Origin of the sequence: Pseudomonas sp. PDM10, assembly GCF_014852295.1 — a bacterium.
In the GTDB taxonomy this organism is placed as follows: Bacteria; Pseudomonadota; Gammaproteobacteria; order Pseudomonadales; family Pseudomonadaceae; genus Aquipseudomonas.
This window is the reverse complement of record NZ_JACVBJ010000006.1, coordinates 397,584-421,026: the sequence shown is the minus strand read 5'-3', so window position 1 is coordinate 421,026 and position 23,443 is coordinate 397,584. Positions and strand designations below refer to the sequence as shown.

17 protein-coding genes and 2 pseudogenes are annotated in these 23,443 nt (G+C 58.3%); 9 read left to right on the top strand and 10 right to left on the bottom strand.

Annotation, left to right across the window (positions count from 1 at the left end):
• Positions 1 to 18 precede the first annotated feature (18 nt).
• The 4 genes and pseudogenes from IB252_RS22320 (at position 19) to IB252_RS30645 (ending at position 4,183) form a co-directional block, all read left to right on the top strand.
• Complete coding sequence (locus tag IB252_RS22320) at positions 19 to 978, top strand: cytochrome-c peroxidase (protein WP_192410281.1); 960 nt, start codon at positions 19 to 21, stop codon at positions 976 to 978.
• Positions 975 to 2,786, top strand: coding sequence for a DAHL domain-containing protein (locus tag IB252_RS22315; protein WP_111452014.1), 1,812 nt, complete (start codon positions 975 to 977; stop codon positions 2,784 to 2,786). The genes IB252_RS22320 and IB252_RS22315 overlap by 4 nt, the downstream gene beginning before the upstream one ends.
• A gap of 590 nt (positions 2,787 to 3,376) precedes the next feature.
• Positions 3,377 to 3,463: pseudogene (locus tag IB252_RS30650) on the top strand (hypothetical protein); the annotation flags it as partial.
• Between the two features lie 57 nt (positions 3,464 to 3,520).
• Complete coding sequence (locus IB252_RS30645; RefSeq protein ID WP_412548181.1) at positions 3,521 to 4,183, top strand: ATP-binding protein; 663 nt, start codon at positions 3,521 to 3,523, stop codon at positions 4,181 to 4,183.
• Between the two features lie 110 nt (positions 4,184 to 4,293).
• On the opposite strand, the gene IB252_RS22305 is transcribed toward IB252_RS30645, so the two are convergent.
• Complete coding sequence (locus IB252_RS22305) at positions 4,294 to 5,619, bottom strand: APC family permease (RefSeq protein ID WP_192410279.1); 1,326 nt, start codon at positions 5,617 to 5,619, stop codon at positions 4,294 to 4,296.
• 352 nt (positions 5,620 to 5,971) lie between these two features.
• A complete protein-coding gene (locus IB252_RS22300; RefSeq protein ID WP_192410278.1) occupies positions 5,972 to 6,793 on the bottom strand; it encodes a carbon-nitrogen hydrolase family protein in 822 nt (273 codons plus the stop codon).
• Between the two features lie 125 nt (positions 6,794 to 6,918).
• Between IB252_RS22300 and IB252_RS22295 the strand changes: the two genes are divergently transcribed.
• Positions 6,919 to 7,719, top strand: a complete 801-nt coding sequence (locus IB252_RS22295) for a helix-turn-helix transcriptional regulator (RefSeq protein WP_192410277.1) — start codon at positions 6,919 to 6,921, stop codon at positions 7,717 to 7,719.
• A 224-nt stretch (positions 7,720 to 7,943) separates the two neighbouring features.
• Entirely contained in the window at positions 7,944 to 9,563 is a 1,620-nt protein-coding gene (locus tag IB252_RS22290; RefSeq protein ID WP_192410276.1) for an FMN-binding glutamate synthase family protein, read from the top strand.
• A 157-nt stretch (positions 9,564 to 9,720) separates the two neighbouring features.
• Here IB252_RS22290 and IB252_RS22285 read toward each other — a convergent pair whose 3' ends face one another.
• From IB252_RS22285 to IB252_RS22270, 4 genes are all read right to left on the bottom strand, one after another.
• Positions 9,721 to 10,095 carry a GtrA family protein gene (locus IB252_RS22285; protein ID WP_192410275.1) on the bottom strand — a complete coding sequence of 125 codons (375 nt, stop codon included), beginning with the start codon at positions 10,093 to 10,095 and terminating at the stop codon, positions 9,721 to 9,723.
• A 149-nt stretch (positions 10,096 to 10,244) separates the two neighbouring features.
• Positions 10,245 to 11,753 carry a glucosyltransferase domain-containing protein gene (locus IB252_RS22280; protein ID WP_192410274.1) on the bottom strand — a complete coding sequence of 503 codons (1,509 nt, stop codon included), beginning with the start codon at positions 11,751 to 11,753 and terminating at the stop codon, positions 10,245 to 10,247.
• Position 11,754: 1 nt separating this feature from the next.
• Positions 11,755 to 12,696 carry a glycosyltransferase family 2 protein gene (locus tag IB252_RS22275; protein WP_192410273.1) on the bottom strand — a complete coding sequence of 314 codons (942 nt, stop codon included), beginning with the start codon at positions 12,694 to 12,696 and terminating at the stop codon, positions 11,755 to 11,757.
• A complete protein-coding gene (locus tag IB252_RS22270) occupies positions 12,693 to 13,067 on the bottom strand; it encodes a GtrA family protein (RefSeq protein WP_111452022.1) in 375 nt (124 codons plus the stop codon). Before IB252_RS22270 ends, IB252_RS22275 begins: the two co-directional genes overlap by 4 nt.
• A 242-nt stretch (positions 13,068 to 13,309) precedes the next feature.
• Between IB252_RS22270 and IB252_RS22265 the strand changes: the two genes are divergently transcribed.
• A complete protein-coding gene (locus tag IB252_RS22265; protein ID WP_192410272.1) occupies positions 13,310 to 14,434 on the top strand; it encodes an OpgC family protein in 1,125 nt (374 codons plus the stop codon).
• A 255-nt stretch (positions 14,435 to 14,689) separates the two neighbouring features.
• Here IB252_RS22265 and IB252_RS22260 read toward each other — a convergent pair whose 3' ends face one another.
• Positions 14,690 to 16,108, bottom strand: coding sequence for an amino acid permease (locus IB252_RS22260; RefSeq protein WP_192410271.1), 1,419 nt, complete (start codon positions 16,106 to 16,108; stop codon positions 14,690 to 14,692).
• Positions 16,109 to 16,822: 714 nt separating this feature from the next.
• On the opposite strand from IB252_RS22260, the gene IB252_RS22255 reads away from it, so the two are divergent.
• Complete coding sequence (locus tag IB252_RS22255; protein WP_192410270.1) at positions 16,823 to 17,281, top strand: REP-associated tyrosine transposase; 459 nt, start codon at positions 16,823 to 16,825, stop codon at positions 17,279 to 17,281.
• A gap of 411 nt (positions 17,282 to 17,692) precedes the next feature.
• Positions 17,693 to 20,809 carry a transglycosylase domain-containing protein gene (locus IB252_RS22250; RefSeq protein WP_192410269.1) on the top strand — a complete coding sequence of 1,039 codons (3,117 nt, stop codon included), beginning with the start codon at positions 17,693 to 17,695 and terminating at the stop codon, positions 20,807 to 20,809.
• 71 nt (positions 20,810 to 20,880) lie between these two features.
• Here IB252_RS22250 and IB252_RS22245 read toward each other — a convergent pair.
• From IB252_RS22245 to IB252_RS22235, 3 genes and pseudogenes are all read right to left on the bottom strand, one after another.
• Positions 20,881 to 21,380, bottom strand: a pseudogene (locus IB252_RS22245) (CS1 type fimbrial major subunit).
• Positions 21,381 to 21,412: 32 nt separating this feature from the next.
• Positions 21,413 to 22,159: a molecular chaperone gene (locus IB252_RS22240; protein ID WP_192410268.1), complete on the bottom strand. Its 747-nt coding sequence runs from the start codon at positions 22,157 to 22,159 to the stop codon at positions 21,413 to 21,415.
• Positions 22,160 to 22,218: 59 nt separating this feature from the next.
• Positions 22,219 to 23,439, bottom strand: coding sequence for a hypothetical protein (locus IB252_RS22235; protein WP_192410267.1), 1,221 nt, complete (start codon positions 23,437 to 23,439; stop codon positions 22,219 to 22,221).
• Positions 23,440 to 23,443: the final 4 nt, after the last annotated feature.

The following is a 23,443-nucleotide window of genomic DNA, read 5'->3' as shown; positions in this document are numbered from 1 at the left end:
AAGCCAAGGAATCATCAGATGTCGCCTTCTTTTCACCGTCTGCTATTGGCGCCGTTGTTCGGCTTCTGCCTGAGCGCTGGCGCCGCACCGCTGGATGAGCCGCTCAAACCACTGCCGGCGGTGCCCCAGCAAAATCCGCTGCGGATCGAGCTCGGTCGCCAGTTGTTCAACGAGACACGCTTGTCGGTCAACAATTCACTGTCCTGCGCCAGTTGCCATCGACTGGAAAATGGCGGTGCCGACAACAAGGCGTTTTCCCTCGGGTTCAACGGCGTTCCAGTGACGATCAACACCCCCAGCGTGTTCAACGCCAGCCTGAATTTCCGACAATTCTGGAACGGCCGCGCCGACACACTGGAAACCCAGATCCACGGCGTGGTGCAAAGCCCCAGTGAAATGGGCAGTAACTGGGAGCATGTGGTGCAGATGCTGACCGCCGATGCGGCTTATCAGACCTCGTTCGCCAACGCCTACCCGGACGGCGTGACCATGAACAATGTGCAGAATGCCCTGGCCACCTATGAACGCACGCTGATCAGCGCCAACTCGCGTTTCGACCAATACCTGCAAGGCGATACCGACATTCTCACCCTCGACGAGAAATACGGTTACCAACGTTTCAAGGACTACGGCTGCATCGCCTGCCACCAGGGCGTCAACATCGGCGGCAACATGTTCCAGAAGTTCGGGGTCATGGGCGACTACTTCAAGACTCGGGGCAACCCCACCGAAGCCGACCTGGGCCGCTATCTGGTCACCAAAGACGAAGAGGACCGCAACGTGTTCAAGGTCCCGAGCCTGCGCAACGTCGCCGTGACCGCGCCGTACTTTCACGATGGCTCGGCCAAGACTCTTGAAGAAGCGGTGGATGTGATGTTCAAGTTCCAGCTCGGTCGTATTCCCTCTGCCGACGATAAAACGCTGATCATCAAATTCCTCAAGACCCTGACCGGTGAATGGGGAGGCAAGCCCTTATGAAAACGTCTAACCGCCGCAACCTGGCGTTGCTCGGCGTCGTGGCCCTGATGCTGGCTTCAGTGCTGCTGTTTCTGTACCTCAAATCCAGCTCGAACCAGACGATAACCTACGCCGAATCCCGGGACCTGATCGGCCGGATCAAACAGCTGAACGCACAATGGGAAACCGAGATCCTCAAGGCCAGGATCGCCATCAGTCACAACTATGATCCGTTGGTCTCGCCACTGACCGAGATAACGGACCTTTGGGAGCGGTTCGACACCATGGAGTCGAGCCATGGCCGCAACGACTCGCCCGTCTGGCGCACCAGCCATGATGCGTACCTGAGCGCCATTCAGGAAAAGACCCGCTTGGTGGAGCAGTTCAAGTCTCACAACGCCGTGCTGCGCAACTCACTGGCGTTCCTGCCCACCGCCGAGGACGACATTCAGGAACAGTTGGCCCGGTTGGCGGACGAAGACAAACTGCAACTTCAGAACATCGCCACCGATACGTATGACTTGTTGCTCAGCAGCCTGGAGTTCGCTCAGGTCACCTCCGACGACAAGGCGGCCGACATCCTGTTGGGGCTGAACAAAATGGGGGTGAACAAACAGCGTCTACCTGAACAGTTCCACAGTCCGATCGATATTCTCAACAACCATATTTCACTGATCCTGCGTGAGCAGCCGGTGGTCAATCGGTTACTGGAAAACATCGAAGCCGTTCCCGTGGCCGAACGCCTGGACGACATTACCAACCTGCTGAACACCGACCAGCAGCGGACCGACGCGGCCAATCAGCGTTATCACTTCTACATGCTGGTGTTTTCCGTACTGTTGGTGCTGTTACTGGTGTACCTGGCGATTCACCTGATGCGCAGTTTCACGGTGATCAACCGCGTCAACAAAGCCCTGCAAACCGCCAATGAAGACCTGGAGCTGCGGGTTGAAGAGCGCACCCGCGAACTCAAGGATACCCAGAGCGAACTGCTCGACACCGCGCGCCAGGCCGGCATGGCCGAGATCGCCACCAATGTGCTGCACAACGTCGGCAACGTGCTCAACAGCGTGAACATTTCGGCCGACCTGGTGAGCCGCAAACTGCGCGGCAGCAAGGCGCTGGGCCTGGGCAAGGCCATGCAGCTGATCAACGACCATCAAGGTGACCTCGGCACCTTTCTGACCGACGACCCGAAAGGCAAGTTGCTACCCGGTTACCTGAATCAACTGGTGGACGCGATAGCCCTGGAACAACAAGGCATGACCGACGAACTGGCCCAGCTGACCAAAAGCGTGGACCACATCAAGGACATCGTCGCCACCCAGCAGTCCTACGCAGGCGCCAACAGCCTGATGGAACCGCTGCACATCAGCGAATTGCTGGAAGACGCCCTGCGCATGAACTCCGGCGCCCTGACCCGACACCACGTCACGGTGGTCAAGGAATACGGCGATGTGCCGCAGGTCATGGGGGACAAGCACCGGTTGCTGCTGATCCTGATCAACCTGATCAGCAACGCCAAATACGCCATGTCCGACCTCACCAATCGCCCACGACAAATGACCCTGGGGGTCAAAATCGTCGAAGACAAGATCCTGCAAGTCAGCGTCAAGGACGACGGCGAAGGCATCGCCGAGGAAAACATGACGCGCATCTTTTCCCACGGGTTTACTACCCGCAAGGAAGGCCACGGCTTCGGCCTGCACAGCTGCGCCCTGGCCGCCATCGAAATGAACGGCCACCTCACCGCCCACAGCGACGGACCGGGCAAGGGTGCGCTGTTCACGTTGCAGATACCGCTGAAAACCGTCAAGGAGGAAGCATGAGCGAGCTTTCGAATCGACGCATTCTGCTGATCGATGACACCCCGTCCATTCACGTGGACTTCCGCAAGATTCTCACGCCCATGCCGGAGCAGACCGTCGAACTGGACGAGATGGAGGCCGAGCTGTTTGGCAGCGAAGTGAAATCAACCCGTGCACTGTTCGAGCTCGACTCGGCCTATGGCGGCCAGGAAGGCCTGGGCAAACTCAAATGGGCCTTGCAGGAAAACCGCCCCTACGCCCTGGCCTTTGTCGACATGCGCATGCCCGAGGGCTGGGACGGTGCGCAGACCATCGAACATTTGTGGCAGGCCGACCCACGCCTGCAAGTGGTGGTGTGCACCGCCTATTCCGACTATTCCTGGGATGAACTGCTCGATCGATTGAACGCACATGACCGGCTGCTAATCCTGAAAAAGCCGTTCGACAACATTGAAGTCCAGCAGATGGCCAACACCCTGTTGACCAAATGGGACATGACCGAACGGGCCAGCGTGCAGATGGACCATTTAGGGCAAATGGTCGAACGCCGAACCCGGCAACTGACAGAAACCAGCGTTGAATTGCAGCGGGAAGTCGACGAGCGCAAACAGCTGGAAACCCAATTGGTGCAATCGGAAAAACTCGCTTCATTGGGGCAACTCGCGGCTGGCGTCGCCCATGAAATCAACAACCCCATCGGCTTCATTTCCTCCAACCTCGGCACCCTGGACGGCTACTTCAAACAACTGCAGGAAATGCTCGACGCCTATCGCGATGCGGAAGAGGCGATCGGCTCCAGCGAGCTCATCGAGCGTTTGAACCAACTGCGCGAACGGGTCGAGCTGGAGTTCCTGCGCGAGGACATTCCGCTGCTGATCAAGGAATCCAAGGACGGCATCAACCGGGTCGGGCAGATCGTCAAGGACCTGAAGGACTTCTCCCGAGTGGACTCCAATCAGGAATGGCAGTGGGCCAATCTGCAACAGGGCATCGAATCGACCTTGAACATTGTCGCCAACGAACTCAAGTACAAGGCCGATGTGCTCAAGGAATATCAGGCGTTGCCCGACATCGAATGCCTGCCTTCGCAAATCAATCAGGTGATCATGAACCTGATCGTCAACGCCTCTCAGGCCATCGGCCCGGAGCGCGGCACCATCACTTTGCGCACCGGGCTTGAAGCGGAAACGGTGTGGATCGAGGTCGAAGACACCGGCGCCGGCATTGCGCCGGACTGCCTGCAAAAAATCTTCGACCCGTTCTTCACCACCAAACCGGTGGGCCAGGGGACGGGACTGGGGTTGTCCCTGTCCTATGGCATCGTGAAAAAACATCGGGGGGATATCACGGTGCGCAGTGAAGTGGGCGTGGGCACAACCTTCAGGGTCCAGTTGCCGATTCACCAATCCAATCTCTGACCCCCCCTGTAGGAGCAAAGCTTGCTCGCGATTGCGGTGTGTCATTCACTATTAATGTCGACTGACACACCGCAATCGCGAGCAAGCTTTGCTCCTACAGGGGGTGGGGGTCAGGTGGCTTCCTGGAAATCCATCTCCGGTGGCTGGCGACGGAAGCCGCCAGTCAGCACCGCCAGGTACACCACGCCAATCGCCAGCCAACTCACCCCCAGATAGATCGCCAGGTGATCGAGGCTGACCATCAGCCACAAATCCGCCGCCAGACCGATAAACGGGAACAGCAGGAACAACACGAATTCACGCAGCCCTTTGTGCTCACCGCCGATCCAGTAGTGAAAGATCACCGACAGGTTCACCAGACTGAACGCCAGGAACGCGCCGAAGTTGATGAACGAGGTCGAGGTGGTCACGTCCAGTTTCAGCGCCAGCAACGCGACCACGGCGCACAGCAGGATGCTGTTGACCGGCGTGCCAAAGCGTTCATGCAAGGTGCCGAAGAACGATTTTGGCAGCACACCGTCACGGCCCATGGCGAACAACAGCCGCGAGCCGCTGGCCTGCGCCGACAAGCCCGACGCAAACTGGCCGACGATCAGGCCGATCAGGAAGATCGACACGAACAGGTCACCACCAATGTTGCGGGCAATTTCATAGGCTGCCGAGTCGACGCTGTCGAACTGGAACGACGGATGCGCGATCTGCACGAAGTACGACACACCGACGAAGATCAACCCGCCGATCAGGGTGATCAGCATGATCGCTCGCGGGATGGTGCGGCGCGGGTCGCGGGTTTCTTCGGTCAGGGTGCTGACCGCGTCAAACCCGAGGAATGAGTAACAGGCGATGGCTGCACCGCTCATGATCAGCGGCATCTGCATATCACCGTTGAAGAACGGTTTGACCGACCACAACGGCGTACTCGCATCACCACCGACGTAATGAACGCACAGCGCCACGAAGGCGATCAGCACCAGGAACTGCACCAGCATCAGTAATGCGTTGATGCCGTTGGCCAGTTTCAGGCCGACGATGTTGATCGCACTGGTGATGCCGATAAACGCCAGCACCCAGATCCACTGCGGCACGGCCGGGAACGCGGAGTTGAGGTAGGCCGCGCCGATCAGCCAGATCGCCATCGGCAGGAACAGGTAGTCGAGCAGCACGGCCCAACCGGCGATGAAACCGAGTTTCGGGCTGATCGCCTTGCGGACATAGCTATAGGCCGAGCCAGCGACGGGAAACGCCGAGGCCATTCGGCCGTAACTCATGGCGGTGAAAAACATCGCCACCAGCGCCGCCAGGTAAGCGGCCGGGACCATGCCGGCGGTGGATTGAGCGAGGATGCCAAAGGTGCCGAGCACGATGATCGGCGTCATGTAGGCGATGCCGAACAGCACCACCGACCCCAATGACAGGGTGCGTTGCAAATGAGCCATGAGCGACTACTCCGAATTTATTAGATTTATGGCAGAGCCGAGTTCGGCAAAAAATTACGTCTACTTCAAAAGCCACCCCTCACCCCAGCCCTCTCCCCACGGGGGAGAGGGGGAAAGGGGGCAGATCTCCATGCTTTCAAATCCTGAGTTCGACTCGGTTATTCAGGTCGATGTAGAGCTTCGCATCACCTCGGTCCGTCCCCTCTCCCCACGGGGGAGAGGGGAAAGGGAGCTCGACCTCCATGCTTTTCAAATCCTGAGTTCGACTCGCTCTCGCAGTTCGCAGTCAATCGTCCAGGCACCTCGGTCCGTCCCCTCTCCCTCCGGGAGAGGGTTAGGGTGAGGGCTTGGTTTAACGCTCAGGAATCAATAACTCCCGAACACCGCCGATCTGCTCCACCACTTCCCCCGGCAACCGCAGCCGCTGATCATCCAGATACCGATAATCCTGTCGCGCCGCCGTCAGCTGATTCAGGTCCAGCTCCACTGCAAACTGCCCCTCCTCCCGCCCGGCCTCGAACAACAAAGTCCCCAGCGGATCCACCAGCGCACTGCCGCCCGCAAACACCAACCCGCCATCGCCCTCTTCCACCCGGTTGACCATCAGCGCAAACGCCTGGTTTTCCTGGGCGCGGGCCATTATCGCGGTGCGGTGAGTCGGGCCGTAAGGGTCCATGTTGCCGTTGGTGACGATCAACAGTTCGGCCCCCAATTGCGCCAGGGCCCGGGCGGTTTCCGGGAATTCGATGTCGTAGCAAATCAGCAGGCCGACCCGCACACCGTTCCACTCACACGTGGCGTAACGGTCGCCAGCCTCGAACACCCCGCGATCCGATGCCCACAGGTGCGTCTTGCGATATTTCAGCGCGACACCTTCGGGGGTGATCAGCAGCGTGGTGTTGTAGAAGCGGCCGTTGTCGTTCTCGGCCATGCCGATCACCACGGCGATATTGCGTTCACGGGCCGCAGCCAGCACCGCGCTGACGGTCGGACCGTCCAGCGGTTCGGCGGTTTCGGCCAACGCCTCGAGGGTCGGAAAGCCCATCAGGTGGGTTTCGGGAAACACGATCAGCTGCGTATCGGCAGCACAGGCCGCCATCGCCTTCAGCGCGCGGTCGAGGTTGTAAGCCGTGTCGTTGTCACGGCCCGCCAACTGGGCGAGTTCGACTTTCATGGGTATTCCTTGTTCTTGACCAGGCTGGCAGAAAGATTGCCCGGTCGGTGTCTGTGCGCCAGTATGCGCAGCAAGCCACCGGCCGGGAAATCACGCCGCTGGGGTAACCCGATAGGGGTAGAGGCATGACACTTTCGTTAGACGACATCGCGTGGCACCGCTCGGTCGGGCAACTGATCGACGCCCTGGACAAGCCCAATTTCTGGACGCAGCTGGTACGGTTGCTGGATCAGTACGTGACCTTCGACAGCTGGGTGGCGCTGCTTTTCAGCGCCGATCAGCACCCGCAAGTGTTCGCCGAATGCCCGGGCGCGGACGGCAGTCCTGATCAGTTGTTCCAGGACTATCTGCGCGGTTTGTACCTGCTCGATCCGTTCTACATCGCCTGTCGCGAGCAGTCGCGCACCGGGCTTTATCGCCTGTCGGAAGTGGCGCCGGAGCATTTCGAGCTGACCGAGTATTACCAGCGCTACTTTCGTCTGAATGTGGTGGCCGATGAAATCCAGTTCAATTGCCAACTCGAAGGCGACCGCACGCTGTGCCTGTCACTGGGCAGCAAGCAACGTTTCAGCGGCCAGCAGATTGCCTTGCTGTCGCTGATCCAGCCCTGGGTGCTCGGCCTGTTGCGTCAGCGCCTGCCCTACGAAATCAACGAAGTCGTGGCCCTCGCGCCAGCACCACCGCCAGTCGACTGGCGCGTGCAGCTGGAGGCGTCGGTGCAGCAACTCAAAGGCGCGCAATTGACCGCCCGGGAGCTGGATGTCGGACGCTTGATGCTCAGCGGTTGCTCCAGTAAAGAAATCGCCCGTAAGCTGGAAATCTCTGTTGAAACCGTGAAAGTCCATAAGAAACACATGTACAGCAAACTGGGGATCAAATCCCAGTCGGAGCTGTTTTCGATTTTTCTCCAGGCACAAAATGCCTGAAACAGCCTTGAAATGCTTTCCTGTGTCGATAGATTTCCTGTGGCGAGGGGATTTATCCCCGTTCGACTGCGCAGCAGTCGTAAAACCTATGCATGCGGTCTTTCAGTTAAACCGCGGTGAATAGTTTTGGGGCTGCTTCGCAACCCAACGGGGATAAATCCCCTCGCCACAAAAGCCCATGCCACAGGCTTGCAACCCATTGAGTCCGAACCCAAGGAAACCGTATGAGCCTGTCACTCCTGAGCCGCTACGCCTTCTTTGCCGTCTGTGTGATGTTTACCCTCGCCAGCCTGCCCTTCCTGGAGCACGACTGGCTCTGGCCGATCACCGTCGCCACCGGCATTCTCAGCCTCGTGGGCCTGTTCGATCTGCTGCAAAGCCCTCACGCCGTGCGCCGTAACTACCCGATTCTCGGCAACATCCGCTATCTGGTGGAGGGTATTCGCCCGGAAATCCGCCAGTACCTGCTCGAGTCCGACAGCGACGCCCTGCCCTTCTCCCGGGCTCAGCGTTCGCTGGTCTATTCACGGGCCAAGAACGAAAGCGCCGACAAACCCTTCGGCACCTTGATCGATGTGTATCAGTCGGGTTTCGAATTCATCGGCCACTCCATGCGCCCGGCGCCGTTGAGCGACCCGAGCAGTTTCCGGGTCACGGTCGGCGGCCCGCAGTGCACGCAGCCGTACTCGGCGTCGGTGTTCAACATCTCGGCCATGAGCTTCGGCTCCCTCAGCGCCAACGCCATTCGGGCGTTGAACCAGGGGGCGAAACTCGGCAACTTCGCCCATGACACCGGTGAAGGCAGCATCAGCGCCTTTCACCGGGAAAACGGCGGCGACCTGACCTGGGAACTGGGCAGCGGCTACTTCGGCTGTCGCACCGCTGACGGGCGCTTCGACCCTGAACGCTTCGCGGCACAAGCGCAGACGCCGCAAGTGCGGATGATCGAAATCAAGATGAGCCAGGGCGCCAAACCCGGCCACGGCGGGATCCTGCCCAAGCACAAGGTCACCCGGGAAATCGCCGAAACCCGCGGCATCCTGATGGGCGAAGATTGCATCTCGCCGTCGCGGCACAGCGCGTTTTCCACGCCGATCGAGTTGATGCATTTCATCCAGCAGTTGCGCGAACTGTCCGGCGGCAAACCGGTGGGTTTCAAGTTTTGCCTGGGGCATCCGTGGGAATTCATGGGCATCGCCAAGGCCATGCTGGAAACCGGCATCCTTCCCGACTTCATCGTGGTCGATGGCAAGGAAGGCGGCACCGGCGCCGCGCCCGTGGAATTCACCGACCACATTGGTGTGCCAATGCGCGAAGGCCTGTTGTTCGTGCACAACACGCTGGTCGGCCTGAACCTGCGGGACAAAATCAAACTCGGCGCCAGCGGTAAGATTGTCAGCGCCTTCGACATCGCCAGCGTCCTGGCCATCGGCGCCGACTGGGCCAACTCGGCGCGTGGCTTCATGTTCGCCATCGGCTGCATCCAGTCGCAAAGCTGCCACACCAACAAATGCCCGACCGGTGTCGCCACCCAGGACACACTGCGCCAACGCGCACTCGTCGTCCCGGACAAGGCCCAACGCGTCTTCAACTTCCACCGCAACACGCTCAAGGCCCTGGCCGAAATGCTCGCCGCTGCCGGGTTGGAACATCCTTCGCAGCTATCGGCCAAGCATCTGGTACGGCGCATGTCGGCGACCGAGATCAAATTGTTCTCGCAGTTGCATGTGTTCTTGAAACCGGGGGAATTGTTGACCGGGGAAGTGAATGGCGAGTTTTACTCGCGGATGTGGCAGATGGCGCGGGCGGATAGTTTTGAACCGAATGAGTTGGCTGCTGCGTAAACAACGATTGAACGCCAACCTCATCGGGAGGTTGGATTAACACCAAGGAAGGACAGCATGCTGAAAGTCATCGCTCGGGATTTCATCAACCCCCAATACATTGAAACCGTTCGCCCGTGAAGCGGCCCAAACATCGGGATTGTCGGCTGAGAAGCCCTCATGACTCACACCCACGCAACACCACAAACCTGGAAAAGAAGAACTCGCCAATCAGGTACAACAACCAAGACGATGTCACCGTCACCAAACCATGCACCTGCCACAGATCTGCGATATGTCCGACGCCATAGCTCACGACACCTATGACAGCGCTGAACAACAGATAGCCCAGCACCATCGCCTTCCTGTCAAAGGTGTAAAGCGCATGCACATGGAAGGAAAAGGAGACGGCGACGCAAAACGCGATAAGGTTGCTGATCGCCTGACTGAGTTCGGCGGCGACGGTGAGTACGAAAAAAATCTGCCAATGGATGAGCGCATTGACCACGCCAATGACCATGTAGCTACAGAATCCTTTCCATAACGCTTTCATGCTGACTCCTGCCAATATCCCTGTTTCAGGTGCCTTTCAAACTAGGTGACTGCCCTGTAGCGGTCTACTGACAGAAATAACAGGCAGGCGAGGATTCCAGACCAACGGTCACATCTAACGATATCGTCGCGAACAGTGCCCCTCACCTTTCACCAGTGCAGCCTCTTAATCGGCGCTGGCTCTTTCATGACAATAAAACCGTAATCGCCAATCAGATAAATCCGGTAGTACTGGCTCTCCACCAGCGGCGGATAACCCTGATAACCCACCCGGGTCGCGTTACGTCGCTCCTTCTCCGCAACGACGTTGGTGATCCCCACTTTCGGCAGGTTCTCGGCCAGCATGTAGAAGTCGATGTTCAGCAGATAGTGCAACACCGGCATCTGCTTGAACGAGCCTGCTGCCCCCAGCAACCAGTGATCGGAATAGGTCACTGACATGTAAATGCGCTTGGCTTCGAACAGCTGTCGATTCGACACGATGTCGTGTTGAAGACTCAATAGCGCGCTGGCCGCGAAGGCTTTCTGCACCGTCAGCACGCGCCCGTAGGCGTACGACAGCGAAAGCATCGCCAGCAACGGAATCACCAACAACAGCGGCAGCCGCTGGTGGATTCGTGCCAGCGCCAGATGGCTCAAATAGAACAACAGCACCAACAGGACCGCGAAGCCCATCAAGGTCCTGGCGCCTTCATTGAAGTCCCGGAAAAATAGCGCCATACCCGACATCAGTAAGGTCACTGCCGGTAATGCCAGCACACAGATCAGGCCGATCAGCATCTTGTTCGCGGTACTGTCCTGACGCGCCACGACGTTGAGCCCCAGGCGAACCGCGCCTGCAATGGCGCACAGCAACAACCCGGCGAACACCCAGGTAAATCCGCCGTGAAACAGCAGCACGACTTTTTCCAGCACCCTGGCGATGTTGACGTGCAGTTGCAGCAACGGCTCCGCGTTCCAGTTCAGCAGCAGGGTGCGATTGTGTTGAGTGAACGGATAAGCACTGACAGCGTAAATCAGGCAGCCCAGGAAGGCCTGAGCGATTTTCCAGCCGATCAACCCACACCATTGCGGCCAGGCCAGTTTGTCATTGGCGCCCCTGAGTACCTCCACGCAACACAACCCGAGAAACACATTGAAGCTCACCTGATACAGCCCTATCGCCAAGGCAACCAGGAAGGACGGCATCAGCCACTGCTGAATGCGCGAGGGGGGACGGAACGTGATCGCATAGATGACCGCCACCACGCTCAACGCCATGGCGGGCCCGTCGTATTGATAAGACAGGTTTTGCAGAAAGAACGGGTTGTACCAGAGCGGTAGCGTCACCAGGCAGCAGGCAATCGTCGGTTGCGGGTAGTAATGAAACGTCAGACTGGTCAGCGCCGCGGCCATGGCCAGTGTGGCGATCAACAGCGGCAGCGGAAAGATGTTCGGCGCGGCATTGCTGAACGTCAGCAGGTTGTAGAACAGCTCGCTGAACAACCGCCCCTGCCCCGTCCAAGCCAAACCGGCCGACAACGATCGCCAGTTGTCATCGATATACGGATAGTCCGCGAGGAGCAACGGCACCACATACACCAAGGTCGCCAACAGAAAAAACAGCCAGACCTGCCGACGCCCGAGTTCCTTGCTGAAAAAGTCGCTGAACCTGCCCATGCTAAAACCCGAGCCGGTCTTTGCCGCCAATGATGTCTTTCACCACATAACGCGGCCGATGCTTGGCTTCGATGTAGATGCGGCCGACGTACTCACCGAGGATGCCGATACCGATCAACTGCACGCCGCCGAGAAACAGAATGGCCGTCATCAACGACGGGTAACCGGGGACGCTGTTGCCGAAGAAAATCTTGTCCAGCACCATGTACACCGCGTAGAGCACCGCGAAGATCGAAATTCCGCCACCGACGTACGTCCATAAGCGCAACGGCACCGTACTGAACGAAGTCACGCCTTCCAGCGCCAGGTTCCAGAGCTTCCAGCCATTGAACTTGCTGGTGCCCGCCACTCGCTCGGCGCGCTCGTACTCCACCACCACAGTGTTGAACCCGGCCCATGACAGCACGCCTTTCATAAACAACTGGTGCTCGGGAAGCGCGCGAATCACGTCGACCACTTTGCGATCCATCAGCCGAAAATCGCCGACATTTTCTTCGATGCGGGTGTAAGCGATGCGGTTCAGCACACGGTAGAACAGCGAAGCGCTGTGGCGTTTCAGGTAACTGTCGGTGGTGCGATCCCGGCGCTTGGCGAGCACCACATCCGCGCCTTTTTGCCATTCGCCAATCAACCGCGGGATGACGCTGATCGGGTCCTGCAAATCGACGTCCATGGGAATCACCGCGTCGCCGGTGGCATACTCCAGGCCGGCGAACAACGCCGGCTCCTTGCCGAAGTTGCGCGAGAAGTTGATCAGCAAGACCTGTTCATCGGCCTGCGCCAGGGCCTTGACCTCCTCAGCCGTGCGGTCGGAACTGCCATCGTTGATGAACACGATTTCGACCTCAGCCGGGTCAAGCCTCAACTCGCGACGCACGGCCTGATAAAACAGGCTGATCGCCTGTTCTTCATTGAATACCGGAACGATCAACGAGACTCTCATGCACTGCGCTCGCGAAAGACCACGTACTTTGAAAACAGAAAGCCAAGCACCAGGCTCAATGCCGAAAAGATAAACACCGTCAGCAGGCCATGAAGTCTCCATACGTCACCGGCATGGCCGACGCCCAGGCTCAGCGCCCCCATAGCTCCCAAGAATAGAAGATAACCGCCGACCGACGCCTTGGCTTCGAAGGTATACAGCGCGTTCATGTAGAAGGAAAACGAGGCGGCAACGCAGAAGGCAGCCAGGTTGCTGACCGCCTGACTAAGGCCGGCCCCCACGCTCAGCAGGAAAAAAATTTGCCAGTGGATCAGCGTGTTGGCGACCCCGACTACCGTGTAGCTGGAAAATCCTTTCCACAAAAATCTCATGGTGATTCTCCCGTTTCACGTCATAAAACTTTGAACTTGTCTACTGTCAGAAATCACAGGTGGGCGGACCTTTCAGACCAGCGGTCAAGGCTTGCCTGAATGCCAGGAGACATCCCGTAATATCCCGGTTTTGCAATTGCCCGCGAATCACGCCACCCTGCGCGCCGCCGATGTGCGGCACGCAACTCCTTTGGCCCCTTCGGCTACTCCTTATCCCGACACCCGTTCACGAGCCTGCCGTCATGACGTTTGAGCGCGATCACCGAATCGACTTTTTTCGCGGTCTGGCACTGATCTTCATTTTTTGGGATCACGTGCCTCACAACCCCCTTGGTCAAATCACCCTGCGCAATCTCGGTTTCAGCGATGCCGCAGAAATATTCGTGTTTCTCGCCGGCTACGCAGCCGTTCTGGCCTACGGCAAAATCCTTGCGCGCGAGGGTTACCTGATCGCCTGCGTGAAGATTCTGCGGCGCGCCTGGGTGCTCTACGTGGTCCATATTTTCCTGCTGGCCATGCTGATGGGCATCGTGTTCTTCGCCAACAGCCATGTGGAAACCCGCGATCTGGTGGAGGAAATGGGCATGCATCACTTCATCAGCAACCCCCAGCAAGCGTTGACTGATGAGTTACTGCTGCGCTTCAAGCCGAACCTGATGGACCCGCTGCCGCTGTACATCGTGCTGCTGGCGGGATTGCCACTGGTCTTGCCGTTGCTGGTGCGCAAGCCGTGGGCGGTTGTAGCGGTGTCATTGGCGGTGTACTTGCTGGCACCGCGGTTTGGCTGGAACCTGGCGGCCATCAAGGACGGTGTGTGGTACTTCAACCCCGTCACCTGGCAACTGCTGTTTATCCTCGGCGGCTTTATGGCGATTCACGGGCAGCGGCCACGGTTGCCCGACACTCGCCCGCTGTTGCGCCAGCCCTTGTTTGTCAGCGCAGCGGTGTACGTGGTGGTGACCGGGGTGATGACTGTCTCCTTGCGCTGGCCGCAAATACACGATGCCCTGATGCCCGCCAGCCTGAGCAACCTGCTGTACCCGATCAGCAAAACCGATCTGTCGCCGGTCCGTCTGCTGCACTTCCTGGCGCTGGCCTACGTCACCGCCAGGCTCTTGCCCGGCAACGGCTGGACGCAAAACTGGCTCGCGCAGCAATGCTGCCGCATGGGGCGCTACTCACTGGAAGTTTTCTGCCTCGGCGTGCTGTTGGCGCCCTTGGCGGACATGCTCAACGCCCTGACCGACGATGCGTTTGCCATGCAGGTTTTCACCGCGTTGGTGGGGGCCGGGGTGATGGCGTTGCTGGGGGCGTGGCTGGAATTCAACAAACGCCTGAATCAGCCGATTCAGGTCGCCGCCGCTTGATATCGACAGTGGTGAGGGGAATTTTGTGGTGAGGGGATTTATCCCCGTTGGGTGGCGCAGCCGCCCCAAAACCAGCAGTCGCGATTTGTCAGGTATACCGAGTGCTATGGATTTACGACTGCTTCGCAGCCCAACGGGGTGGTGCGGCATTCCGATAAATCCCCTCACCACAAAAGCTTGCTCGACACATGATTGCCAGCCAATAAAAAGCCCCGATCATCACGACCGGGGCTTTTTCATTTCAGGCGTTACACCTTACGAAGCACGCACCGCCGCCCCCTGCGACACATTGGTCGGTTGCAGCTTGAACATGTAGAACAACACCGTCAGCAGCACCAGGAACGCCGGCCCCACATAGAGCGCCACGCGGGTGTCCGGGAAGTACGCCATCAGGCCGACCACCAGCACCAAAAACGCCAGCGCCAGGTACGAGCTGACCGGATACAGCCACATCTTGTATTTCAGGCCGGCACGTTCGCTGGCGCTCAGGCCTTGGCGGAACTTGAGCTGGGCCAGCAGGATCATCACCCAGGTCCAGATCGCGCCGAAGGTGGCAATCGCCGTCACCCAGACGAACACTTTCTCCGGAACCATGTAGTTGAGCAGCACACCCAATAACAGCACGAAGATCGACAACAGCAACGCGCGACGGGGCACGCCGTTGTTCGAAGTCTTGGCGAAGCCGGCCGGGGCCTGACCGTTCTGCGCCAGGCTGTAGAGCATGCGCCCGGTGCTGAAGATGCCGCCGTTGCAGGATGACAGTGCCGCAGTGATCACCACGAAGTTGATGATACCGGCGGCGGTCTTGATGCCCAGACGCTCGAAGGTCATCACGAACGGGCTGCCCTGGGTGCCGATTTCGTTCCACGGGTAGATCGACAGGATCACGAACAACGCGCCGACGTAGAACAGCAGAATCCGCCAGAACACCGAGCCGATCGCATTGGGAATGGTCTTCTGCGGGTTCTTCGCTTCACCCGCGGTCAGGCCGATCATCTCGACGCCGAGGTAGGCGAACATCACCATTTGCAGGGACATCAACACGCCTTGCACGCCGTTGGGCATGAAGCCGCCGTGTGCCCAGAGATTGGAAATCCCCAGCGCCACGCCGTCATTGCCAAAGCCGAACGCGATCACGCCGATACCGCCGATCACCATCGCAATGATGGTGACGATCTTGATCAGGGCGAACCAGAATTCGAACTCACCGAAGGCTTTCACCGCGATCAGGTTGATCGAGCCCATGCTGATCAACGCGGCGAGCGCCCAGATCCAGCGCGGCACATCGGGGAACCAGACGCCCATGTACACCGCCACCGCAGTGATTTCCGCAACGCAGGTCACCAGCCACAGGAACCAGTAATTCCAACCGGTCAGGAAGCCCGCCAATGGGCCGAGGTAGTCTTGAGCATACCGGCTGAAGGAGCCGGCGACCGGGTTGTGCACCGCCATCTCGCCGAGGGCGCGCATGATCACCAGGATCGCCAGACCGCCGATGATGTAAGAAAGCATGATTGCCGGACCAGCCATCTCGATGGCTTTGGCCGAACCGAGGAACAGGCCGACGCCGATACAGGCACCGAGCGCCATCAAACGAATATGCCGTTCGCCGAGTTCGCGTTTGAGCGGGCCGCCTTGAGCGGTCTCGCCATTGGACAGGTGATTGCCTGGCATAGGGGTACAACCTCGTCTTGTTATTGGATATGACCACCGAGTGTCGAAGCGCTGACCGGTAAGCCAATGCTTTTCTGAAACCAGGCCTGCTTCGTGGGCAAACCCGTCTTGTAGGACAAAACCTGCAAGATCAGCGGGGCGTGCAGTATAAAAAGCTTCCTATAGGGTTTTTCACTCTATAAACCACAACATTTAGCGAGAACTCTCGGTAAAAGTCCGGTTTACGGAGGGGCATTACCTGCATTACGTAGGATTATTCGCCAATGAAACGGCGCGGAGTATTGCACGGTAATGGTGCATCGTCATGCCCCTGCCTGCGCAGAAGTTACCGGCCGATGGCTCTAGTTCAGGTCTTTCAGACTCCCCAACCTCTGTGGTGAGGGGATTGATGTGGTGAGGAGAGATTTAATGTGGCGAGGGGATTTATCCCCGTTCGGGTGCGCAGCAGCCGTAAAACCTGTGGATGCGGTATGACTGAAAGAACACAGGGAGCGCTTCGCACTCCAACGGGGATAAATCCCCTCGCCACATTAAATCCCCCCCACCACATAAATACCCTCACCACATCGATCTCCTTGCCACAGAGGTGCTCCCACCACTGCTGTGAATCTTTCGTAGCAATCAGAAATTTCACTCAAAAGTCTCAGCGTCGATACAGACCACTGCGTACTAGCCTGAAAGCGTCACTTGACGATCACGTAAGGAAGCAATGGATTGCCTACTCAACCAAACTCCCATCGCCTGCGTTTAGGCAGAAACTCCGAAAACGGTCGTGCCTACCTCATCACCGCAGTTGTTCACGATCGACAACCCCTATTTTCTGATTGGCGGTTGGGGCGTTTGCTTGTCGCAGAACTGCGCCGGGCTCACGACTCCGGGCTGGTGAATTCAATCGCTTGGGTGGTTATGCCTGATCACTTTCATTGGCTGATGCAATTGCAAGACGACAATTTAGGGAATGTCATTGGTGCTACCAAATCCCGATGCGCCCAGGCAGTGAACAAAACGACAGGCCGAAGTGGCTCTTTGTGGCAAACCGGCTATCACGACCGGGCAATCCGCGATGGAGAAGAACTCCTGCCGTTCGCTCGATACATCGTTGCAAATCCCTTGAGAGCAGGGCTCGTAGACAAAATCGGCGATTACCCGCTATGGGATGTCTGCTGGTTGTAACGTCACTCCTCTTCTGTGGCTACCGAACTCCCTGTGGTGAGGGGATTTTATGTGGTGAGGGGGATTTATGTGGTGAGGGAAATTTATGTGGCGAGGGGATTTATCCCCGTTCGGTTGCGCAGCGACCGTAAAACCTGTGGATGCGGTATGACTGAAAGGGTAAAAGGGAGCGCTTCGCACTCCAACGGGGATAAATCCCCTCGCCACATAAATCCCCTTCACCACATAAATCCCCTCACCAATCCCTTCACCACATAAAGCCCCTCACCAATTCCCGAGCCACAAAAGCGCCCTCGCCACAAGTCAAAGTGGATCCATGATATTTGTGTATCCACAATTTTTTCACCAACGCCAACCACCGTCTAAGCTTCAGACAAGTCCTCTCAATCTGCGTAAATGGATCAGTCGACTATGGGCGTTTTGTGGCAAACCGATTCGAGTAAAAATGTGGTTCCGACTGGACGTATGGACGAAACGCCTTTACCTGAAAAACCCCGAAGCAGTCGCACAAAGCACGGCTGGTGGGCGTTCTGGTTGTTGTTGCTGATTATCCTGATTGTCCTGGGGTTGGCTGCGGCCAAGGAAATGCGCACGTCGAAGTTTCAATCCCGGGAACTCAGCCAATACGCCGCCACCCTGAGCTACGAGCTCAAACCCGGTCCCAGCGATGCCATTCGCTATCCCGGTGCCGGTCCTTTCGACTTGCGCCTGGGCTACAGCTCTCTGGGTGAGTTCCTGCCGCGTTTGATCAAGCGTGATTACGTTGTGGCGTCACAGACCCGGTTTTCGCAAAAGTTGATGGACTACACCGACAAGGGCTTTTTCGTGCCCTACGCGGAGAAAATCCAGGCTGGATTGGTGATCACCGATTGCCGTGCGGCACCGCTTTACCAGTACAAGTACCCACAACAACTGTATTCAAGCTTTGCGGCGATCCCCCCTGTGGTGGTCAACAGTTTGCTGTTCATCGAAAACCGCTTTCTGCTCGATCCCCGTCAGCCCCGGGCCAACCCTGCCGTGGATTGGCCTCGGTTCGGCATGGCAGCGTGGTCCCAGGTCGCCAAGTTAATGCACCTGCCGGGCCAGTCGGCGGGCGGCAGTACCCTGGCAACGCAACTTGAGAAGTACCGGCATTCGCCCGATGGCCTGACCGTGTCGGGCGCGGAAAAAATCCGGCAGATGATTTCTGCCAGTGTGCGCGCCTATCAGGCCGGACCGGAGACCCTCGAAGCCCGGCAGAACGTGATTCGCGATTACCTCAACAGCGTGCCCCTGTCGGCAGTACCGGGTCACGGTGAAGTGCATGGCATGGCCGAAGGTTTGCGCGTCTGGTACGGCGCCGATTTCAACCAGGCCAACGAGCGGCTGGCCAGCAAGGAGACAGATCCGAAAAGCATGTCGGAAAAAGGTCTGGCCCTGCGGGAGATGCTGTCTTTGATGATTGCCCAGCGCCGCCCTTCCCACTACCTGACCAAGGGGCGCGAGGAACTGGCCGACCTCACCGACAGCCACATTCGCCTGCTGGCACAGAATGACGTGATCGATGCGCCACTCGCGGCAGCGGCATTGGCCAGCAAAGTGACCTATCGCGACTGGCAGACACAGCCAACCATTCAGCCGATCGAAACCAACAAGGGCATCAGCGTGGCACGCAGTCGTCTGGGCGGGTTGCTCAACCGTCCGCTGTACGACCTCGATCGCCTTGATCTTTCCGCCACCAGCACCCTGCAAGGCGAGTTGCAAACCCAGGCTACCGAGTACCTGAAGCATCTGGCCGACCCTGTGTTTGCAACGCAAATCGGCTTGATGGGCGAACGCCTGCTGACCCCCACCAGTACCGCCCAGGTGCGCTACAGCTTCACGCTGTTCGAACTGACCCCGGACGGCTCGCGGGTGCGGGTGCAGACCGACAGCACCGACCAGCCGTTCGATATCAATGAAGGCAGCAAGCTGGAGCTGGGCTCCACCGCCAAGATGCGTGTGCTGACCACCTATTTGCAGATCATGGCCGAGCTGCACGATAAATACGCAACGATGACCGTCCCGGAACTGAAGAAAGTCGAGGTCCCGGAGCAGGACCATCTGAGTCGCTGGGCCGTCGATTACCTGATCCAGAATAAAGACCGCAACCTGCCAGCCATGCTTGGCGCCGCGCTGGACCGCAAATACTCCGCCAGCCCCGGCGAAGCCTTTTTTACCGGTGGCGGGTTGCATGTGTTCCATAACTTTCGCAAGGAAGACAACGGCCGCATGCCGACGCTACGCGATGCAATACGTGAGTCGATCAACCTGCCGTTCATTCGGCTGATGCGTGATCTGGTGCGCTATACCACCTATTCAGGCCCCAACAGCAGCGCCGAATTGCTCAAGGACGACCGCGACCCTCGGCGTCAGGAATACCTGGCTTCGTTTGCCGACCGCGAAGGCACATCGTTCCTCCTGAAATTCTGGAAGAAGTACAAGAACAAGGACACCCAGGCGCGGCTCGAAACCTTCCTCGACAGCATGCGCCCGACCCCGATTCGCATGGCCGCGGTGCATCGGTATCTGTTGCCGCAGGCCAGTCAGGAAAGCTTCAACATGTTCGTGCGCTCGCACCTCAAAGGCGCCAAGCTCACCGAAAAGCTGACCGACGAACGTCTCCAACGGCTTTACGAAAGCTACGGCCCTGGGGCCTACGACTTGCCGGACCAAGGCTTCATCGCCAAGGTCCACCCGCTCGATTTGTGGTTGATGGGCTACCTGCTGAACAACCCGGATGCCAAGTTCAGCCAGATCGTCAAAGCCAGCCAGTTCGAACGCCAGGAAGTCTACAGCTGGCTGTTCAAAAGCCGTCACAAGCTTGCCCGCGACAGCCGCATTCGCACCATGCTGGAGATCGAGGCGTTCCTCGACATTCACCAGCGCTGGCAGAAAGTCGGCTATCCGTTCGATCACCTGGTACCGTCGCTGGCCACCGCCATCGGCAGTTCCGGCGATCGTCCGGCAGCCTTGGCGGAGCTGATCGGTACCATCCTCAACGACGGCGTGCGCATGCCGACACTGCGCATCGACAGCCTGCACTTCGCGGCGAACACGCCGTATGAAACCAAACTGATCAATAACCCGGATGTCGGTAAACGGGTGATGCCTTCCGAGGTAGCCACAGCCATGCGCGAAGCGTTGTCGCAAGTGGTAGATGCCGGTACAGCCAAACGTATCTCCGGCAGTTTCGTAACGCCTGATGGCAAACCGTTGGCCATGGGCGGCAAAACCGGCACGGGCGATAACCGCATCGAAGCCTTCGGTTCGGGTGGGCGAATTCTGAGTTCGAAATCCATTAACCGCACCGCGACCTTTGTGTTCTACATCGGCGATCGTCACTTCGGCACAATGACGGCGTTCGTGCCCGGGCAATCGGCCGAAGCGTTCAAGTTCACTTCGGCCTTGCCAGTGCAAGTGCTCAAAGGGATGGCGCCGATTCTGATGCCGTACCTGCAACCGGGTAGCAGTGTCGCGTGTGCGCCGGTTCCGACATCGCGACTGTGAGTTTCAGACATTCAGTTCAATAGTGGCGGCCGATACCCGAGCGCCTTGAAAACCGAAGCGCCTGCTTGCGCTCACTCCCCCGGCGCCCTGGCGTTGAACAACAACAGTACGTTGCCGTCGTAATCCCCCGGGCGGTATCCCCCGGGCGGCTTCACTGGCGCGATTTCCAGCAACACCCGCGTGCCTGCCGCCGCTTCAGCCGCTGACACCACCAGCCGTGAAGAAAGGTCCGGGCTCAACTCCACCCCGTTGAAACTGACCCGCAATGCCATGTTGTCACTCGGCCTGCCGTTCGACAGGTAGGGGGTGGCCTCCAGGCGCGCTTCAATGGCGCTGGTGTCATGCCGCACATCGAAATACTTGCGCACGCTGCTCAGGGTTTTTGTGGAAGGGTTCCAGTTCAACCGCTGCGGTCGGTGAATCCAGTCCGACTCGGCCGGGATTACATAAAACCCAAGGGTCGGAATATCCGCCGACACTTCGAACGTTGCTCCTCCCGCGCCGCGAAAGCGCAAGCACTTATCAGCGTCAAGGCACCCACGCATCCGGCGACGGTCGCTTGCTTGATCATGTCAGTTATCTGTTGCATCACCGATCACCTCTTCATTGCTTGCTGGCGATGCGCAGCGTTTTTTTCGCGTTGCCCTCGACCAGAGTGAAGCGGTACTCGCGACCGGGCTTTTTCTCGAATTCGAACGTCTTGCCCGCAAGGATGTGGTGCTTGGTAGTCGGCTCGCACTCGGTCTCATCCTTCAGCGAGCAGTTGCGAAACTCGTCGACCACCACGACCGTATTGCCGTTATTGCGCAGCGTGTAACGCTCGGCTGCGTCATTGATCACGCTGTCGAAACGAGTGTCCTTTGGCCGCACGAAGAACACCGTGCCAAACCCGGTCATGACGTTGACCCCCGCCGACAGATTCTTTTTGTACTCATCACGTTCCTCGCTGGACACCGCAAAGTCGTCTTCCTTTTCCGGCACCACCGGCACAAAGCGCACGCGAAAATATCGTTCGGTGTCCCGATTGCCCATCAGCAGCAAGCGTGTGCCTTGCATGCCATTGGCCGGCACGATCAAGCGCGCGGGACTGGCCATCAAGCCATCACGGCCACTCTCATCCGCTTGTGTCTTGACCGGCACTTCACGGGACGTGCCATCGTCGTCGTAGAGGATCTCCAGGATGTTGACTTTGACGAACGCGGTGCTGTCACCGCGGTTGAACACACGCTTGAGGTAGGTGCTCTTGTCACCATCCAGATAGTCGTAAACCGTTCCGACGTTAATCTGCGGCCCGGCCTGAAGACCCAATGAAAAACCGCTCAAACCCAACAGCAACCACAGACGTTTCATACCCTTGAACCTCATGACATTGAACACAACACGGATGGCACCTGGCGATACGCAGCCCATCAAAGATCCGAATCCCAGATCACCGTGACGTTGCCGGCGTAGTAGCCCGCCTGACCGGGGCTGAGCATGAAACCCATCTGACTGGATGGAATTTCGAAGTGCAGTACGCCTGGACGCCTTTCCACATAAAAGCTCGGTTGAAACTGCTGGGCATTCGCTGCACCGGTACGTAGCCGGCGTTGCTTGACCGGTTGGCCGGCGAGGTCGGTCAGGCCATTTGGCAGCGTGGTACTGACCTGTACCTCAACCGCACGCCCGGTCCTGCGGTCCTGGATCATGCACTCGAAAGGGTTTATGGCGATTTCGCATTCCAGGTGCATTTTGAAACGCGTCGACGCCGAGATATTGAAACTCTGATCCCGGAACAGCCGTACAGGCTTGCGCCCTTCCTGCAACCAGCTTTGCCAGCCACCTGCCGGGGTCAACCGAATTTTTTCCCCGCCAGGAGGAAGATCGACCTTCAGCGTGTGTTGTACGTCCAGCACGAAGTCCAGGGTCAGGTTACTGTCGTTCGCAGGCATGCTTCCCAAGTCGAAATCGGCGCCTTGGCCGACCCGATAGCTCATCGAACCGGTATAGAGGCCGCTCGACATCCCCAACGGGTTAGGCGTGCGCAGTTCATAGGCAATATCCAGATTTTCGAAGGACATGTGCGGGATAGCAAAGTAGGTTCTTTTGTTGCAGGCCGCCTCTGCCGGGGTTTTCCAGAAGAATCGATACGTATTGGGTGAGTACGCCCCTACACCGCTGTACTCGCAAGGAGGTGGCGCGTATACCCAGCTGCTGCCGTACCACAGTTTCTGATGTCCCTCGAGAATGTCTGTCACACCGACCAGGCTGGCGGCCGAATGACTCAGGACGTATTCGGAACCAACACCGGTAATGCGCACCTCGACCGTTTCGGTTTCCAGTGTTTGCCTGTTCGTCACCGTCAGTTGCCGCCAGTTGGCCGGTACTTTCACAGGGATGAGATCCAGACGCCCGATGTTTGCCCTCGGTCCGAAGCGAATCGGCAAACGAATGCTGAACATATTGTTGTCCTGGCACTGGTCCGGGTAAGTCGCGCAATAGCCGCTGTTCGGGGTCTTGTTGATGAATACGTTTTTTTGCGGCTGCGAGGGATCGGGGGTGAACAGCGCCCGGATCTCCTGATTAACCGCCCCGACCGATGGAGCCACCAGTGTCATCGCCAGCGCCAGGCCGATAGTAGAGATTTTCATGGCT